This window comes from Streptomyces sp. NPDC019937 (genome assembly GCF_040631655.1).
GTDB lineage: Bacteria > Actinomycetota > Actinomycetes > Streptomycetales > Streptomycetaceae > Streptomyces.
Genome location: NZ_JBEYAL010000057.1, coordinates 15,501 through 31,045, shown reverse-complemented (window position 1 = coordinate 31,045; position 15,545 = coordinate 15,501). Strand labels below are relative to the sequence as shown.

The 15,545-nt window shown below is 73.3% G+C and carries 16 protein-coding genes; 8 read left to right on the top strand and 8 right to left on the bottom strand.

Annotation, left to right across the window (positions count from 1 at the left end; genetic code table 11):
- Positions 1-154: 154 nt before the first annotated feature.
- From ABZ562_RS37235 to ABZ562_RS37225, 3 genes are read left to right on the top strand one after another with little or no spacing between them, the layout of a single operon-like run.
- Positions 155-1,600 (top strand): DUF2252 domain-containing protein, encoded by a 1,446-nt coding sequence (locus ABZ562_RS37235; RefSeq protein ID WP_361488745.1) that lies wholly within the window; start codon positions 155-157, stop codon positions 1,598-1,600.
- A gap of 54 nt (positions 1,601-1,654) precedes the next feature.
- Positions 1,655-2,620: a hypothetical protein gene (locus ABZ562_RS37230; protein ID WP_361488743.1), complete on the top strand. Its 966-nt coding sequence runs from the start codon at positions 1,655-1,657 to the stop codon at positions 2,618-2,620.
- A gap of 43 nt (positions 2,621-2,663) precedes the next feature.
- Positions 2,664-3,017 carry a rhodanese-like domain-containing protein gene (locus tag ABZ562_RS37225; protein WP_361488741.1) on the top strand — a complete coding sequence of 118 codons (354 nt, stop codon included), beginning with the start codon at positions 2,664-2,666 and terminating at the stop codon, positions 3,015-3,017.
- Positions 3,018-3,046: 29 nt separating this feature from the next.
- Here the strand turns inward: ABZ562_RS37225 and ABZ562_RS37220 are convergent, their stop codons facing one another.
- The 6 genes from ABZ562_RS37220 to paaA all read right to left on the bottom strand — a co-directional run bounded on the left by ABZ562_RS37220 (position 3,047) and on the right by paaA (position 7,950).
- On the bottom strand, positions 3,047-4,201 hold the full coding sequence (locus ABZ562_RS37220) for an acyl-CoA dehydrogenase family protein (protein WP_361488739.1): 1,155 nt from the start codon (positions 4,199-4,201) through the stop codon (positions 3,047-3,049).
- A 183-nt stretch (positions 4,202-4,384) separates the two neighbouring features.
- A complete protein-coding gene (locus ABZ562_RS37215; RefSeq protein ID WP_361488737.1) occupies positions 4,385-5,494 on the bottom strand; it encodes a 2Fe-2S iron-sulfur cluster-binding protein in 1,110 nt (369 codons plus the stop codon).
- Positions 5,494-6,009 (bottom strand): 1,2-phenylacetyl-CoA epoxidase subunit PaaD, encoded by a 516-nt coding sequence (paaD, locus tag ABZ562_RS37210; protein WP_361488734.1) that lies wholly within the window; start codon positions 6,007-6,009, stop codon positions 5,494-5,496. The genes ABZ562_RS37215 and paaD overlap by 1 nt, the downstream gene beginning before the upstream one ends.
- Positions 6,003-6,704, bottom strand: a complete 702-nt coding sequence (gene paaC / locus ABZ562_RS37205; RefSeq protein WP_361488732.1) for a 1,2-phenylacetyl-CoA epoxidase subunit PaaC — start codon at positions 6,702-6,704, stop codon at positions 6,003-6,005. Before paaC ends, paaD begins: the two co-directional genes overlap by 7 nt.
- Positions 6,701-6,997 carry a 1,2-phenylacetyl-CoA epoxidase subunit PaaB gene (paaB, locus tag ABZ562_RS37200; RefSeq protein ID WP_361488729.1) on the bottom strand — a complete coding sequence of 99 codons (297 nt, stop codon included), beginning with the start codon at positions 6,995-6,997 and terminating at the stop codon, positions 6,701-6,703. The genes paaC and paaB overlap by 4 nt, the downstream gene beginning before the upstream one ends.
- Entirely contained in the window at positions 6,994-7,950 is a 957-nt protein-coding gene (gene paaA / locus ABZ562_RS37195; RefSeq protein ID WP_361488726.1) for a 1,2-phenylacetyl-CoA epoxidase subunit PaaA, read from the bottom strand. Before paaA ends, paaB begins: the two co-directional genes overlap by 4 nt.
- A 277-nt stretch (positions 7,951-8,227) precedes the next feature.
- Here paaA and ABZ562_RS37190 point away from each other — a divergent pair, with 277 nt between their 5' ends.
- The 3 genes from ABZ562_RS37190 to ABZ562_RS37180 are packed head-to-tail and all read left to right on the top strand — an operon-like array spanning position 8,228 to position 10,997.
- Complete coding sequence (locus ABZ562_RS37190; protein ID WP_361488723.1) at positions 8,228-8,899, top strand: DUF5819 family protein; 672 nt, start codon at positions 8,228-8,230, stop codon at positions 8,897-8,899.
- 2 nt (positions 8,900-8,901) lie between these two features.
- The gene (locus ABZ562_RS37185) at positions 8,902-10,227 is read left to right on the top strand and encodes an HTTM domain-containing protein (RefSeq protein ID WP_361488769.1); all 1,326 of its coding nucleotides are present in this window, start codon (positions 8,902-8,904) and stop codon (positions 10,225-10,227) included.
- Positions 10,224-10,997: a TrmH family RNA methyltransferase gene (locus ABZ562_RS37180; protein ID WP_361488720.1), complete on the top strand. Its 774-nt coding sequence runs from the start codon at positions 10,224-10,226 to the stop codon at positions 10,995-10,997. The genes ABZ562_RS37185 and ABZ562_RS37180 overlap by 4 nt, the downstream gene beginning before the upstream one ends.
- 16 nt (positions 10,998-11,013) lie before the next feature.
- Here the strand turns inward: ABZ562_RS37180 and paaN are convergent, their stop codons facing one another.
- Positions 11,014-12,735: a phenylacetic acid degradation protein PaaN gene (paaN, locus tag ABZ562_RS37175; protein ID WP_361488718.1), complete on the bottom strand. Its 1,722-nt coding sequence runs from the start codon at positions 12,733-12,735 to the stop codon at positions 11,014-11,016.
- A 134-nt stretch (positions 12,736-12,869) separates the two neighbouring features.
- Here paaN and ABZ562_RS37170 point away from each other — a divergent pair, with 134 nt between their 5' ends.
- Positions 12,870-14,405 carry a 3-hydroxyacyl-CoA dehydrogenase gene (locus ABZ562_RS37170; protein WP_361488715.1) on the top strand — a complete coding sequence of 512 codons (1,536 nt, stop codon included), beginning with the start codon at positions 12,870-12,872 and terminating at the stop codon, positions 14,403-14,405.
- Between the two features lie 2 nt (positions 14,406-14,407).
- Positions 14,408-15,007 carry a TetR/AcrR family transcriptional regulator gene (locus ABZ562_RS37165; RefSeq protein WP_361488713.1) on the top strand — a complete coding sequence of 200 codons (600 nt, stop codon included), beginning with the start codon at positions 14,408-14,410 and terminating at the stop codon, positions 15,005-15,007.
- Between the two features lie 10 nt (positions 15,008-15,017).
- Here ABZ562_RS37165 and ABZ562_RS37160 read toward each other — a convergent pair whose 3' ends face one another.
- Positions 15,018-15,506: an Lrp/AsnC family transcriptional regulator gene (locus tag ABZ562_RS37160; RefSeq protein ID WP_361488711.1), complete on the bottom strand. Its 489-nt coding sequence runs from the start codon at positions 15,504-15,506 to the stop codon at positions 15,018-15,020.
- Positions 15,507-15,545 lie beyond the last annotated feature (39 nt).

Here is a 15,545-nt window from a genome sequence, read left to right as displayed (position 1 = left end):
GGGTCCGGCCCTGAGCAGGACTTTCGCCGGGTTCACCGGAGTTTTCCACAGGCCCTGACGGGACGTGGGCGATCGGGGGTACGGTGCTGGTCGGTCGGGGGCGTGAGCGCTGTCGGCGGGGTCGGTGACGGGCGAGGATCGAAGCGGGGGCGTGATGGCTGACGGCACGGGTGGGGGCGGGGCGGCCCGGCGGCTGCCCCGGGTTCCGGGGTTCGCGGCCTGGCGCGGGAATGGCCCCTCTCCCCGACAGGAGGGGAAGGCGCTGCGGAAGCGGGTGCCGCGCTCGGCGCACGCCGTGCTGCCGTCGCCCGCTCCCGGGCGGCCGGACGCGGTGGAGGCGGTCGAGCGGTCGAACGCCGGGCGGCTGCCGGAGCTGACGCCGATACGGGTGGGGCGGATGATCGCGACCCCGTTCTCCTTCCTCCGCGGCTCGGCCGGGCTGATGGCCCACGACCTGGCGGCCACCCCGGTCACCGGCGTCGGCGCACAGCTCTGCGGTGATGCGCACGCCGCCAACTTCGGGCTCTACGGGGACGCGCGCGGCGGTCTGGTCATCGACCTGAACGACTTCGACGAGACCGTCCACGGTCCGTGGGAGTGGGATGTGAAGCGGCTCGCGGCCTCGCTGGTGCTGGCAGGGCGGGAGGCCGGTGCCGACGAGGACGCCTGCCGGTCGGCGGCCCGTGACGCGGCGGGTGCCTACCGGCGCACGGTGCGGCTGCTGGCCAAGCTGCCGGCCACCGACGCGTGGAACGCGATCGCGGACGAGGAGCTGGTCTCGCACACCGACGCCCGGGACCTGGCCGGCACGCTGGAGCGGGTCGCCGAGAAGGCCCGGCGGAACACGAGCGCGCGCTTCGCCGCCAAGGCCACGGAGGCGGTTCCGGGCGATGAGGGCTCCTCCGGGCGGCCCGTGGCCCGGCGCTTCGTGGACGCGCCGCCGGTGCTGCGGCGGGTGCCGGACGCCGAGGCGGTGGCGGTCGCGGAGGCGCTGGGCGACTATCTGGGGACGCTGCCCGAGGACCGGCTGCCGCTGCTCGCCCGGTACGAGGTGCACGACGTGGCGTTCCGGGTCGTGGGCACGGGCAGTGTGGGGACGCGGTCGTATGTGGTGCTGCTGCTCGATCACCGGGGCGAGCCGCTGGTGCTGCAGGTGAAGGAGGCCCGGCCGTCCGCGCTGCTGCCGCATCTGGGGCGGGCCGGTTTCGAGATACCCGAGGTCGTCCACGAGGGGCGGCGGGTGGTGCTCGGCCAGAAGCGGATGCAGGTCGTCAGCGACATCCTGCTGGGCTGGACGACGGTGCTCGGGCGGCCGTACCAGGTACGGCAGTTCCGTAATCGCAAGGGGAGCGTCGACCCGGCCGCGCTGGCCGCCGACCAGATGGACGACTACGGGCGGATGACGGGCGCGCTGCTGGCGCGGGCACACGCCCACAGCGCGGATCCGCGGGTGCTCGCCGGGTACTGCGGCAAGGGCGAGGAACTGGACGAGGCGATGGCCGGCTTCGCGGTGGCGTACGCGGACCGCACGGAGGCGGACCACGCGGAACTGCTGGCCGCGGTGCGCGCCGGGCGGATAGCGGCCGAGCCGGGGGTGTGAGGCGCGAGTCCCTGCAAGGGCACCCCCGGGGACTGCCCCACGTAGGCTGAGCGGGTGACGAACCGGGAAGCGCAGCAGCAGGCACAGCGGGCGGCGTCCGAGGCGGAGCCCCAGGAGGAATGTCAGGCACCGGCCGAGCCCCAGTCCGAGCAGGCCCAGCCGGAGCGGGCCCAGTCCGAGGAGGCGCGGTCCGAGGAGGCCCAGTCCGAGGAGGCGCGGTCCGAGGAGGCGCGGTCCGAGGAGGACGCGCGGGCCGCGGAGCGTCTTGAGCGGGCGGTGCGGGCGGCCGAGCAGGCGCTGATCGAGTTCGAGATCGCGGTGGAGACCTTCCGGGTCGAGGTGGAGAACTTCTCCCGGCTGCACCATCAGCGGCTCGGCCCGATGTACTCGCGCCTGGACGAGCTGGACGCGCTGATCGCCGAGGCGGTCGCGGCGCGCACCGGCGATCCGGAGGACCTCCGCAGAGCCCGCGAGGCGCGTGGGCTGGTGCAGCCGATGCCCGGCGTGGAGGAGTTGTTCCACGGCTGGATCGACTCCGAGGGCCTGTCGCCGGAGGCGTCCGCGATGCTCACCGAGCAGCCGGTGCAGCCGCCGCCGCGGGTGCGGCCGAGCGAGGAGGCCCGCCGGATCTACCGCGACCTGGCCCGCAAGGCCCATCCGGACCTGGCCGAGGAGGAGGCCGAGCGGGAGCGGCGCGGTGAGTTCATCGTGCGGGTCAACGCGGCGTACGCGGCCGGGGACGAGGTGGCGCTGCGGAAGCTGGCCGAGGAGTGGGAGGCCGGTCCGCCGCCGCCCGAGCGGAGGGCGAGCCGCAGCGAGGAGCTGTACGCCCGGCTGGAGTGGCTGGCCGAGCGCAAGGAGATGCTGGCCGAGGTCGCCTCCGAGCTGGAGTCGAGCGCGATCGGCGCGATGATCAAGATGGCGCCGGAGGATCCGGACCGGCTGCTGGACGAGATCGCCGAGCAGCTGCTCGCCCAGGTCTCCGAGAAGGAGGCCCGGCTCGCGGAGCTGGCGCGGTAGTAGGTTTCTCCGAGCTGACGATGTCGTGTGAGAGGTGTGTGTGATGCATTTTGCCCAGCTTCCCCAGGTGGAGGCCGCGGCGGTGCCGGCCGATGGCTTTCTCCTGGACGTCCGGGAGGACGACGAGTGGGCGGCCGGGCATGTCGAGGGCGCCCTTCACATTCCGATGGGTCAGGTCGTGGCCCGGTTCGGTGAACTGACCGAGTCGGTCGGCGGGGAGCGCCGGGTGCATGTGGTGTGCCGGGTCGGCGGGCGGTCCGCGCAGGTGACGCAGTATCTGGTCGCCCAGGGGCTGGACGCGGTGAACGTGGACGGCGGGATGCTCGCCTGGGAGGCGGCCGGCCGTCCGATGGTCGGTGGCCAGGACGGCACGGCCGAGGGCGCCTTCGTGCTGTAGTCCGGGCAGGCCCGGGCCCGCGGGTCGTCTCAGACGAGGGGGTGGGCGGCGAGGAGTTCGCCGAGTGCCTCCTCGTGGGCGGCGGCCGGGCCCAGGGACAGCTCCAGCTGCTTGGCCCAGGCGTGATAGCGGTGCAGCGGATAGTCGGTGACCGCCCCGAAGCCGCCGTGCAGATGCTGGGCGGTCTGGACGACCCGGCGTACGCCCTCGGCGGCCCATATCTTGGCGACCGCCACGTCTCCGGCGACCGGCAGCGCCCCGTTCGCCGTCGCCTCCGGGCCCTTCTCGTCCCGGGAGAGCCGCCAGGCGGCCTGCCAGAGCGTGGCCTCCATGGCCCGCAGATCGATGTACCGGTCGGCGGTCTGGACGGCGACCGCCTGGAATGTGGCGAGCGGGTGGCCGAACTGCTCGCGGGTGGAGGTGTACGAGCTGGTCAGGTCGAGCACCGCCGTGCCGACGCCCAGCGCCAGCGCACAGGTGCCGGTGGTGAGCAGCGCGCGCAGCCAGTCCCAGGCGCCGTCCGCGTCCAGCACCTCGTGACCGTCCGCCCGCACGCCGTCCAGCCGGACCTCGGCCAGCCGCTCGCCGCTGGTGGAGATCTGCTCGTCCAAGCCCATCCCCGCACGGTCGCGGGGGACCAGGGCGAGGAGCGCCCGGCCCGCGCCGGTGTGGGCGGGGATCAGCAGACGGTCGGCGCCGGCGGCCCAGGGGACCGCGGTCTGCACCCCGTCCAGCACCCAGCCGCCGCCGTCCCGGCGTGCCTGGACGGCGAGTTCGGCCGGGCCGTGGCCGGTGCGCCCGGCGGAGGCAACGGTGAGCACGAGGTCGCCGTCGGCGGTCCGGGGCAGCACGGCGGAGCACAGCTCGGGGGTGCCGTACCGCTGCACGGCGAGGGCGGCCGCGGCGGTCTCCAGCAGCGGCACCCGGGCCAGCACCTTCGCGGACTCGCGCAGCACCAGGCACAGGGCGAGCGGGTCGAGGCCGGAGCCGCCGTGGCGCGGTTCGAGGGTCAGCCCGAGCAGATCGGCGTCGGCGAGTCGGCGCCACAGCGCGCGGTCGATGTCGTCGGCGACGGCGCCGGGGGTGAGGGCGGGGCTGGGCACGCCGTCCGGGGTGGTGGAGGAGAAGACGGCCTTCGCCGCCTCCACGGCCGCCTGTTGCTCCTCGGTGAAGGTGAAGTCCACTGTCCGTCCTCCCGCGCCGTCGAGCTACATCTGACGGCCCGTCAAGATAGAACAGGTTCTACAAGAAGGGAACGCCCCGAACGCCCGCGTCGCACCGCCCGCGTCGCCCCACCCCGTCGTGCCGCCCCCTCGCATCGCTCCCCCGCATCGCTCCCTCACTTCGCTCGCCGGGGCAGCGGCCGGTCAGCGGTCGAAGTCCAGCTCCACCCGCTCGCCGACCGGATGGGACTGGCAGGACAGCACATAGCCCGCCTCCACCTCGTCCGGCTCGAGCGCGAAATTCCGGTCCATCCGCACCTCCCCGGAGACCAGGAACGCCCGGCAGGTCCCGCACACCCCGCCCTTGCAGGCGTACGGCGCGTCCGCGCGATTGCGCAGCACGGTCTCCAGCAGCGACTCCCCGTCCCGCACCGGCCAGCTCCCCGACCGGCCGTCCAGTGTCGCCGTCACCGTGCTGTGCGAGGGCGCGGCGGCCGGGCGCGGCGCGGGGGAGACGTCCTCGCCGGGAGCCGCCGCCACATGGAAGATCTCCTGGTGGACCCGGCCGCGGGGCACTCCGAGCCCGCGCAGCGCCCGCTCGGCGGCGCGCACCAGCCCGTACGGACCGCACAGGAACCAGCCGTCCACCGAATCCACCGGCAGCAGCGAGGGCAGCAGACCGGTCAGCCGCTCCTGATCCAGCCGCCCGGACACCAGCCCGGTCTGCTGTTCCTCCCGGGACAGGGCGCACACCAGCTGGAACCGGTCGGGCCAGCGGTCCTTGAGGTCGGCGACCTCCTCCAGGAACATCGTGGAGGAGGCGGTGCGGTCGCTGCGGACCAGGCAGAAGCGGGCCTCGGGCTGCCGCTCCAGCAGGGTGGCGGCGATGGACAGCACGGGCGTGATGCCGCTGCCGCCGACGACCGCGGCGAAGTGTCCGGGCCGGGGGTCGAGCACGAACCGGCCCGCCGGGGCCATCACCTCCACCACCTCCCCGACCGCCAGCTCCTTGAGGGCGTATGTGGAGAACGCGCCGCCCTCCACCAGCCGCACCCCGACGCGCAGCAGCTCGGGCCCCTCCGGACCCGGGGCGGGGGCGCAGATCGAGTACGTACGCCGGACCTCCGCGCCGTCTACGAACCGCCGCACCGCGATGTGCTGCCCGGGGACGAAGCGGAACGTCTCGCGCAGCGCGGGCGGCACCCGGAGGGTGACGGCGACCGCGTCAGCGGCGAGCGGGTCGACGGCCGCCACCCGCAGCGGATGGAACGCGCCGTGGTGGGGCGCGGCGACGGGCACCGCTTCCGCGGCCATCACAACTCCTTGAAGTGGTCGAACGGTTCGCGGCAGGTCTCGCAGCGGCGCAGCGCCTTGCACGCGGTGGAGGAGAAGCGGCTCAGCAGCGTGGTCTCGGTGGAGCCGCAGTGCGGACAGCGCACCGTCAGCTCGACGGGCACCGGCCCGCCCGCCGTGGTGCCCCGTGGCGCGGGCGGCGCTATGCCGGATTCGGCGAGCTTGCGACGGCCCTCGGCGCTGATCGCGTCCGTCGTCCAGGGCGGGGCGAGCACGGTGCGGACCTCGACCTCGGCCATGCCGTGGTCGTGAAGCACCCGCTCGATGTCGGCGGCCATCGACTCCAGCGCCGGGCAGCCGGTGTAGGTGGGGGTCAGCTCGACCTCGACCCGGCCCGGCGCCAGGATCCGCAGCCCCCGCAGCACGCCCAGCTCGGCCAGGGACACCATCGGCAGCTCCGGATCCGGCACGGATCCGGCCAGCCGCCGCAGCTCCTCTTCGAGCGCGGTGGGGGCGTGGGGCGCGGGCGTCACCATGCCGCCCCCGGGTGGCTGCGGTGCAGATGCTGCATCTGCGCGAGCATCGGTCCGAACGGCTCGGTGTGAATGCCCTGCCGTCCGGCGCCGGCCGCCCAGGCACCGCGCCGCGGCCCCTCGGGCACGCTCAGGGTGGCCCGGGTGAGAACGGCGGTGACGCGGTTCAGCCACGCGTCGTGCAGCGCGGACCAGTCGACCTCGCAGCCCTCGACCGGCTCGAACAGCTCGCCGGTGAACCGCCACAGCGCGTCCAGCCCGCGGCGCATGCGCTGGTGGCTCTCCTCGGTGCCGTCGCCGAGCCGCAGCGTCCAGTGCTCGGCGTGATCGCGGTGGTAGGCGACCTCCTTGACCGCCTTGGCGGCCAGCGGGGTGAAGGGGCCGTCGCCGCGCGCCAGCTCCTCGTACAACAGCTCCTGGTAGGTGGAGAAGTAGAGCTGGCGGGCGATGGTGTGGGCGAAGTCCCCGTTCGGCTGCTCGACCAGCTGGACGTTGCGGAACGCCCGCTCCTCGCGGAGATAGGCCAGCTCGTCCTCGTCGCCGGCGAGGGAGAGCAGCACCCGGGCCTGGCCGAGCAGGTCCAGGGCGATGTTGGCGAGCGCGACCTCCTCCTCCAGCACGGGGGCGTGGCCCGCCCACTCCCCCAGCCGGTGGGAGAGCACCAGCGCGTCGTCGCCCAGGGCGAGGGCAGCGGTCACAGGTGCCGCACCCCCTCCGGGATCTCGTAGAACGTGGGGTGCCGGTAGGGCTTGTCGGCGGCGGGCTCGAAGAAGGGGTCCTTCTCGTCCGGTGAGGTGGCGGTGACCGAGGCGGACGGCACCACCCAGATCGAGACGCCCTCCGAGCGGCGGGTGTACAGATCGCGGGCGTTGCGCAACGCCATCTCCGCGTCCGGGGCGTGCAGGGAGCCGGCGTGGGTGTGCGCGAGACCGCGCCTGCCGCGGACGAACACCTCCCACAGCGGCCATGTGCCGTCTCCGCCACCGCTCATGCCTGTGCCTCCCTGTGCTTGGCCGCGTACGCCGCGGCCGCCTCGCGCACCCAGGCGCCTTCCTCGTGGGCCCGGCGCCGCTGGGACAACCGCTGGGCGTTGCACGGCCCGTTTCCCCGCAGCACCTCGCCGAACTCGTCCCAGTCGATGGGGCCGAAGTCGTGGTGACCCCGCTCCTCGTTCCACTTCAGGTCGGGGTCGGGGAGGGTGAGGCCGAGGGATTCGGCCTGCGGGACGCAGATGTCGACGAAGCGCTGGCGCAGCTCGTCGTTGGAATGCCGCTTGATCTTCCAGGCCATCGACTGGGCGGAGTGCGCCGACGCGTCGTCCGGCGGGCCGAACATCATCAGCGAGGGCCACCACCAGCGGTCCACCGCGTCCTGGGCCATGGCGTGCTGGGCCTCGGTGCCCCGGCTCAGGGCCAGCAGCAGCTCATACCCCTGGCGCTGGTGGAAGGACTCCTCCTTGCAGATCCGGACCATCGCGCGGGCGTACGGCCCGTAGGAGCAGCGGCACAGCGGGACCTGGTTGGTGATCGCCGCGCCGTCCACCAGCCAGCCGATGGCGCCCACGTCGGCCCAGGTCAGCGTCGGGTAGTTGAAGATCGACGAGTACCTCTGGCGGCCCGAGTGGAGCTTGTCCAGCAGCTCGTCCCGGCTGGTGCCCAGGGTCTCCGCCGCGCTGTAGAGATACAGGCCGTGGCCCGCCTCGTCCTGGACCTTGGCCATGAGGATCGCCTTGCGCCGCAGCGAGGGGGCGCGGCTGATCCAGTTGGCCTCGGGCTGCATGCCGATGATCTCGGAGTGGGCGTGCTGCGCGATCTGCCGGACCAGGGAGGCCCGGTAGTCGTCGGGCATCCAGTCGCGCGGCTCGATGCGCTCGTCCGCCGCCAGGGCGGCGTCGAACACCGCCTCGTACGCCCCCGCCCCGGCATCCGCCGCCGTCGTCGTCATGCGAAGCCCCTTCGCCATCCGTCCCCGCCGTCCGTCCCCGCCGTCCGTCCCCGCCGTCCGTCCCGCCGACCGCCCGGCAAACCAACCGACCGATCGTTCGGTTCAATGGTGTGCCGAGGGAACGTAGGGTGTCAAGCCTGTGGATAACGCTGAGGATGCTGTGCCAGGCGGGCCGCATCGGTAGCGTGCGGGCGGAGAGGACACCCACCGGGGGCCGTGGGCGCGCAGCCGTCCGGGCCGGGTGCGAAGACCTGGACCATCGGGAGCGGGGCGGGGCATGGCGGTAACGGAGCCGGACGACGAGGCGGCGGAACGGCTCGCCGCGCTCTCACTGCCGTCACAGCTGATCGTCGCGGTGGCGGTCGCCGCCGTCGCGGTCGCCGTGGCCCTTCACCTCGGCATGGCGTTCCTGAGCGTCGCGCCGCCCAACACGATCAGCAAGCGGCACGGCGCCGTCATGGACGACTACACCTACCCGGAATTCGAGCGGAACTGGAAGCTCTTCGCGCCCAATCCGCTCCAGCAGGACATCGCCATACAGGCCCGGGCCGAGATCCGCACCCCCGAGGGCGGCCTCGCCACCACCGGCTGGACCAACCTCTCCGCCCAGGACGGCGCCGCCATCCACCACAACCCGCTGCCCAGCCACACTCAGCAGAACGAGCTGCGCCGCGCCTGGGAGTTCTACGCCGGCTCGCACGACGCGCGGGAACGGCCGAACGGCATCCGCGGCAGCCTCTCCGAGCAGTACATACGCCGGATCGTCCTGCTCCGTCTCGGCTCGAAGCCCGACGGCGGCACGGTGCGGCGCGTCCAGGTGCGGTCCGCGACCACGCCGCTGGCCGCACCGCCGTGGAGCGACGAGAAGGTCGACACCAAGCCGTTCTACCGGACCCTGCCCTGGTGGACGACGACCGCGGCCGACCTTCCCGAGGGGGCGCGCCGGTGACGATATCCGCTGCCCGGCCCGCCCTGGAGCGTGTCCGGTCCGCCGTGGCGCGCGGCCACGCCCGCGTCACCGGGTCCGCGCTCGGCCGCTACCAGACGGCCGTGGTGCGCATCGGCTTCTCCTTCACCTGGCTGCTCTTCCTGCTCCGCGAATGGCCCCACCGCCGGGAGCTGTACGGCCCCGACGGCCCCTGGAACTGGGACATGGCCCGGAAGCTGATCGACGGCAACCACGCCTTCACCGCGCTCATGTGGTCCGACAGCGGCCTGTGGTTCGAGGCCGTCTACGCCGTCGCCCTCGGCTCGGCCCTGCTGCTCCTGCTCGGCTGGCGCACCCGCACCACGTCCGTGCTGTTCATGCTCGGCGTGCTGTCGCTGCAGAACCGCTCCGTCTTCATCGGCGACGGCGGCGACAACCTCATCCACCTGATGTCGCTCTATCTGGTGCTCACCCGGTGCGGCCAGGTCTGGTCCCTCGACGCCCGCCGCGCCACCCGGCGGCCGGACGGGCAGGAGCCGCCGCGCGATACGACCGGAATCGTGCTGTGGACCGTCCTCGGACTCGCCCTGGCCTGCGTCCAGCTGGTCACCGACGCCGACCTGTCGCTGATCGCGGACGGCCCGCTCCCCGGGCTGGGCTGGGCGACGGTCCTGTGGGGGCTGTGGCTCGTCCAGGGCGGCTGGTGGCTCGCGCGCCGGTACGCGCCGGGGGAGCCGCGCACCGTCCTGGACATGCTCGCCAACCTGGCGCACAACGGCGCGCTGGTGGTGATCATGGGCGAGGTGTGTCTGCTCTACGCCTCCGCGGGCTGGTACAAGGTCCAGGGCTCGCGCTGGCAGGACGGCACCGCCCTGTACTACCCGCTGCACCTGGACTACTTCTCGCCCTGGCCGTCCCTGGCCGACGTGCTCGCGAGCAGCGGCACCCTGGTGATGCTGCTGACGTACGGCACGGTCATCGTCCAGGTCGCCTTCCCCTTCACGCTGCTGAACCGGCGGGCCAAGAACGTCATGCTGGTGCTGCTGATGCTGGAGCACATCGGCATCGCGGTCGCGCTCGGCCTGCCCTTCTTCTCGCTCGCCGCCATCTCCGCGGACGCGGTGTTCCTGCCGACCGCCTTCCTGCTCTGGACCGGCCGGAAGGCCACCCGGGCCCGCGACCGGCTGGCCGCGCGAGTCGCTGTCCGCCTGCCCCGGCAGGCGAGTGAGCCGAAGGGGCGCGCGGCGGAGGACGACGAGAACGGCTCGGGACGGCGGCCCGGGGCCGGAGCCGGGGCCGTCGGTGAAGGGCCTGGTCACGGCCCTGGCCCCCGTACGCTGAGGGGATGACTGAGGACCAGGCCACGCAGGCCGTGCGGCAGTGGCGCGAGACGGCTGCCGAGACCGTCCTGCTCGACGGCTTCCATGCGCTGAAGCATGCGCTCCGCTTCGGTGCCGAGGTGCGGGTCGGGGTCACCAGCGACAAGGCGGCCGCGATGGAGCTGGCGGCGGAACTGGCCGGTGATCTCACCGGGGTGATCACGGATCTCCTGGTGGAGGTGCCGGACCAGGACTTGCGCGGTCTCGTCCCCCGGGTGCACCCCACCCGCGTCGCCGCGCTGGCGGTCAGACGCGGGCGGCAGGGGAACCTGGACGCCCTGGCGCGGCTGCCGAGGCGCGCACCGGTCGTCGTCCTGGACAATCCGCGCAACCTCGGGAACGTCGGCGCCGTGGTCCGGCTCGCCGCCGGGTTCGGGGCCACGGGGGTGGTCACCACCGGGGACCTCGACCCCTGGCACCCGAACGCCGTGCGATCGGGGGCGGGCCTCCACTTCGCCACCGCGGTCGAACGGCTGCCGGACGACGCCCTGCCGCCGGGGCCGCTGTACGCCCTGGACGCGGAGGGGGAGGACATCCGGTCCCTGGCCGTCCCCGACGACGCGCTGCTGGCGTTCGGCTCCGAGCGGCACGGGCTGTCGCCGGAGCTGCGCAAGCGGGCCACCCGGCTGGTGGCCCTCCCCATGCGGCCGCAGGTGTCCAGCTACAACCTGGCCACCAGCGTGGCCATGGCCCTGTTCCACTGGGGAGGACCCGCCGCGCTCCCGCGGGACGCGGATTAGGCGGAAGACGCCCCCCCTACGCCGGGCGCCGCACCTCCACCATGCGGAAGCGGCTCGCCACGAACGCCGCGTCGCACAGCGCGGCGTTGGCCGACGGGTTGCCGCCCGTGCCGTGGAAGTCCGAGAAGGCCGCGGTCTGGTTCACATACACCCCGCCGGTCAGGTTCAGCGACAGCTGGGCGCACTCCTCCAGACACGCCTCCTCGATCAGCCGCTCCACCTCGGGCGACGTCGTGTACGCGCCGACCGTCATCGCGCCCTTGTCCCGGGTGGTGCGGCGCAGCAGGGCGACCGCGTCCGCCGCCGAGTCGACCGCGACGGCGAAGGACACCGGGCCGAAGCATTCGGAGAGATAGGGCGCGTCCGCGTCCGCCCCCTCCCAGAACTTGCGCGCCCCGTCGGCCTTCACCATCAGCGGCGTACGCACCGTGGCGTCGGGGAAGTCCGGGTGGGTCACCGCGCGGGAGGCGAGCGCGACCCCGCCGAGCCCGGGCGCGGCCTCCAGCCGCTCCCGCACCCGCGGGCCCACGATCGCGCCGAGCAGCGCGCTCGCCCGGGCGTCGTCGTCCAGCAGCCCGTCGACCGCCGCCGCCAGATCGGCCACCACCTCGTCGTACGACTTGGGGCCCGCGTCGGTGGTGATGCCCTCGCGGGGGATCAGCAGATTCTGCGGGGTGGTGCACATCTGGCCGCTGTAGAGGGACAGGGAGAACGCCAGATTGGCCAGCATGCCCTTGTAGTCGCCGGTGGAGTGGATGACGACCGTGTTGACCCCGGCCTTCTCCGTGAAGACCTGGGCCTGCCGGGCATGGGTCTCCAGCCAGTCGCCGAAGGCGGTCGAGCCCGTGTAGTCGATGATGCGGATCTCGGGGCGCACGGCGAGGACCTTGGCGATGCCCTCGCCCGGCCGCTCGGCCGCCAGCGCCACCAGATTGGGGTCGAAGCCCGCCTCCCGCAGCACCTCGCGCGCCACCCGCACCGTGAGCGCGAGCGGCAGGACCGCCTGCGGATGCGGCTTGACCAGCACCGGATTGCCGGTGGCCAGCGAGGCGAACAGGCCGGGGTACCCGTTCCACGTGGGGAAGGTACTGCAGCCGATCAGCAGCGCGATGCCCCGCGGCACCGCGGTGAAGGTCTTGCGCAGCTCCAGCGGATCGCGCTTGCCCTGCGGCTTGGACCAGTCGGCGGCGCTCGGCGTGCGCGTCTGCTCCGCGAACGCGTACGCCACGGCCTCCAGACCGCGGTCCTGGGCGTGCGGGCCGCCCGCCTGGAACGCCATCATGTACGCCTGTCCGCTGGTGTGCATGACCGCGTGCGCGAACTCATGGGAGCGGGCGCTGATCCGGGCCAGGATCTCCAGGCAGACCATGGCCCGCACCTCGGGTCCGGCGTCCCGCCATGCGGGCATCCCCGCCCGCATGGCGGGCAGCAGCACCTCGAGGTCCGGATGCGGATACTCCATGCCCATCTCGGCCCCGTACGGCGAGACCTCGGAGCCCGTCCAGCCGTCGGTGCCCGGCTGGTCCAGCTCCAGGCGCGTGCCGCGCAGCGCCTCGAAGGCGGCCTGGCCCTCGGGGACGCTCAGGCTCGGGCGCCCGCCCTGGCCCTCCCCGCCGTACGCCTTCGGGTGCTCGGGGTGCGGGGACCAATAGGCGCGGGTACGGATCGCCTCCAGGGCCTGGTCGAGGGTGGGGCGGTGCGTCTTCGTCAACTGGTCTGTGGTGCGTGCGGCGGTCACGGCTGACCAACTCCTCGTCGAGCTGGGATTGAGCTGGGCTGGAAGTGGCGACAGAGTTAGATTAACCGAACGATCGGTCGGGACAAGAGGGCCTGGCGGACCTGTGGACAACTTCGTCGAAAAGGATCAGCGGCATGACTGCGAGCGGCTTGACTGCGCACGACCGCGGGCTTCCGCGCACCAGCACCGTGGCCGTCGTCGGCACGGGCACGATGGGCCAGGGGATCGCCCAGGTGGCGCTGGCCGCCGGGCATCCGGTGCGGCTCTATGACGCCGCGCCGGGCCGCGCCGCCCAGGCCGCGGACGCGATCGCGGCCCGCCTCGGGCGGCTGGTCGCCAAGGGCGCCCTCGCCGCGGCCGACCGCGACGCCGCCCTCGGCCGGCTGGCCCCCGTCGACCGCCTCGCGGACCTGGCCGACACCGAGCTGGCCGTCGAGGCCATCCTGGAGGAGCTGGGCGCCAAGCAGCAGCTGTTCACCGCCCTGGAATCCGTCGTCTCCGACCGGTGTCTGCTCGCCACCAACACCTCCTCCCTCTCCGTCACGGCCGTCGCGGGCGCCCTGCGCCACCCCGGTCGCCTCGTCGGCCTCCACTTCTTCAACCCGGCTCCGGTGCTGCCGCTGGTCGAGGTGGTCCGCGGCTTCGCCACCGACCCGGCCGCCGCCGACCGCGCGTACGACACCGTCGCCGCATGGGGCAAGACCCCGGTGCGCTGCGCCGACACCCCCGGGTTCATCGTCAACCGGATCGCCCGCCCCTTCTACGCGGAGGCCTTCCGGGTGTACGAGGAGGGCGGCGCCGACCCCGCCACCATCGACGCCGTCCTGCGCGAGTCCGGCGGGTTCCGGATGGGGCCCTTCGAGCTGACCGACCTCATCGGCCAGGACGTGAACGAGGCCGTCACCCGATCCGTCTGGGAATCGCTGTTCCACGATCCGAAATTCACCCCGTCCCTCGCCCAGCGCCGCCTGGTCGAGGCCGGGCTGTACGGGCGCAAGACGGGCCGCGGCTGGTACGACCACGCCGAAGGCGCCCCGCGCCCCCGCCCGCACACCGCCGAGCCCTGCGACGCCCCCGCGAAGCTCGCCCTCCACGGGGACCCGGGCCCCGCCGCCGGGCTCGTCCCCCTCATCGAGGAGGCGGGCATCACCCTGACCCGCGAGCCCGGGCCCGGCGGCTTCTTCGAGCTGCCCGACGGCATCCGGCTGTCCCTCACCGACGGGTCCGCCGCCACCACGGACCCCCTCGAACCCGGCATCCGGTTCGACCTGGCGCTGGACTACCGCACCGCCACCCGCATCGCCCTCGCCCCCTCCGAGACCGCCGCCCCGGAGGCCGTCGCCGCCGCGACGGGGCTCTTCCAGGCGCTCGGGAAGCAGGTGAGTGTCGTGGGGGATCTCCCCGGCATGATCGTGGGCCGCACCGTCGCGATGCTCGTGGACTTCGCCACCGACGCCGTCGCCCGCGGGGTGGCGAGCGCCGACGACATCGACACCGCCATGCGCACCGGGGTCAACTACCCGCGCGGTCCCCTGCACTGGGGGAGCCGGCTCGGCGCCGGCTGGGTGCGCGATGTCCTGGAGAACCTCCACGAGGCCTGCCCCACCGGCCGCTACGCCCCCTCCCAGGCCCTGGTCCGGCGTGCTGCCACCGAAGGAAAGCTGCTCTAATCATGGCCATGGTCAAGCGCGACACCTATACGCCCGAATCGCTGCTCGCGGTCGCTGTGGAGGTGTTCAACGAGCGCGGGTACGACGGCACCTCCATGGAGCATCTCTCCCGTGCGGCGGGGATCTCCAAGTCGTCGATCTACCACCACGTCAAGGGCAAGGAGGAACTGCTCCGGCGGGCCATAAGCCGTGCGCTGGACGGGCTGTTCGGCATCCTCCGGGAGCCGGGCGCGCGCGACGGCCGGGCGGTCGAACGGCTGGAGTACGTGGCCCGGCGCACCGCCGAGGTGCTGATGGAGGAGCTGCCCTACGTCACGCTGCTGCTGCGGGTCCGCGGCAACACGGACACCGAGCGGTGGGCCATGGAGCGGCGGCGGGAGTTCGACCACCAGGTCGCCGACCTGCTCAAGCGGGCAGCCGCCGACGGTGATCTGCGCGCCGACGTGGACGCGCGGCTGGCGACCAGGCTGCTCTTCGGCATGATCAACTCCATCGTGGAGTGGTACCGGCCCGGCCGGGGCGGCGCCGCCGGTGCCGAGGAGGTGGCCGAGGCCGTGGTCCGTACGGCCTTCGCCGGTCTGCGCGTTCCGGGGACCTCGTAACGCCGTAAGACTAGACCTCGGGGTCCAGGTCCGTTTCCTCGAAGACCAGCAGGGTGCGGGTGCTCAGCACCTCCGGTATGGCCTGGATCCGGGTGAGGACCAGTTCGCGCAGCGAGCGGTTGTCCTCGGTGTGCACCAGCAGCAGCACGTCGAAATCCCCGCCGACCAGGGCGATGTGTGCCGCCCCTGGCAGCAGTCCGAGCTGTTCGCGCACGGTGCGCCAGGAGTTCTGCACGATCTTCAGCGTGATGTACGCGGACGCCCCCTGCCCGGCCCGCTCCTGGTCCACCCGGGCGCTGAAGCCCCGGATCACCCCGTCGTCCAGCAGCCGGTTGATCCGGGCGTAGGCGTTGGCGCGGGAGACGTGCACCTGCTCGGCCACGGAACGTATGGAGGCCCGGCCGTCCGTCCGGAGCAGCCGCAGGATGTCGCGGTCGATGGGGTCCAGGGGCCGCGCGGGAGGCTTGCCGTCCGGATTGGCCATCTGTTCGCCCCGCATACCGCCCCGCCTCCCCTTCATGGACGACCTGTCTTCATC

Excerpts from the sequence above, each read along its gene's own strand:
- ABZ562_RS37235 (WP_361488745.1), top strand. The coding sequence starts at position 155 with ATGGCTGACGGCACGGGTGGGGGCGGGGCGGCCCGGCGGCTGCCCCGG.
- ABZ562_RS37225 (WP_361488741.1), top strand. The coding sequence starts at position 2,664 with ATGCATTTTGCCCAGCTTCCCCAGGTGGAGGCCGCGGCGGTGCCGGCC.
- ABZ562_RS37215 (WP_361488737.1), bottom strand. The coding sequence starts at position 5,494 with ATGGCCGCGGAAGCGGTGCCCGTCGCCGCGCCCCACCACGGCGCGTTC.
- paaD (WP_361488734.1), bottom strand. The coding sequence starts at position 6,009 with ATGGTGACGCCCGCGCCCCACGCCCCCACCGCGCTCGAAGAGGAGCTG.
- paaB (WP_361488729.1), bottom strand. The coding sequence starts at position 6,997 with ATGAGCGGTGGCGGAGACGGCACATGGCCGCTGTGGGAGGTGTTCGTC.
- paaA (WP_361488726.1), bottom strand. The coding sequence starts at position 7,950 with ATGACGACGACGGCGGCGGATGCCGGGGCGGGGGCGTACGAGGCGGTG.
- ABZ562_RS37190 (WP_361488723.1), top strand. The coding sequence starts at position 8,228 with ATGGCGGTAACGGAGCCGGACGACGAGGCGGCGGAACGGCTCGCCGCG.
- ABZ562_RS37180 (WP_361488720.1), top strand. The coding sequence starts at position 10,224 with ATGACTGAGGACCAGGCCACGCAGGCCGTGCGGCAGTGGCGCGAGACG.
- ABZ562_RS37170 (WP_361488715.1), top strand. The coding sequence starts at position 12,870 with ATGACTGCGAGCGGCTTGACTGCGCACGACCGCGGGCTTCCGCGCACC.
- ABZ562_RS37165 (WP_361488713.1), top strand. The coding sequence starts at position 14,408 with ATGGCCATGGTCAAGCGCGACACCTATACGCCCGAATCGCTGCTCGCG.
- ABZ562_RS37160 (WP_361488711.1), bottom strand. The coding sequence starts at position 15,506 with ATGCGGGGCGAACAGATGGCCAATCCGGACGGCAAGCCTCCCGCGCGG.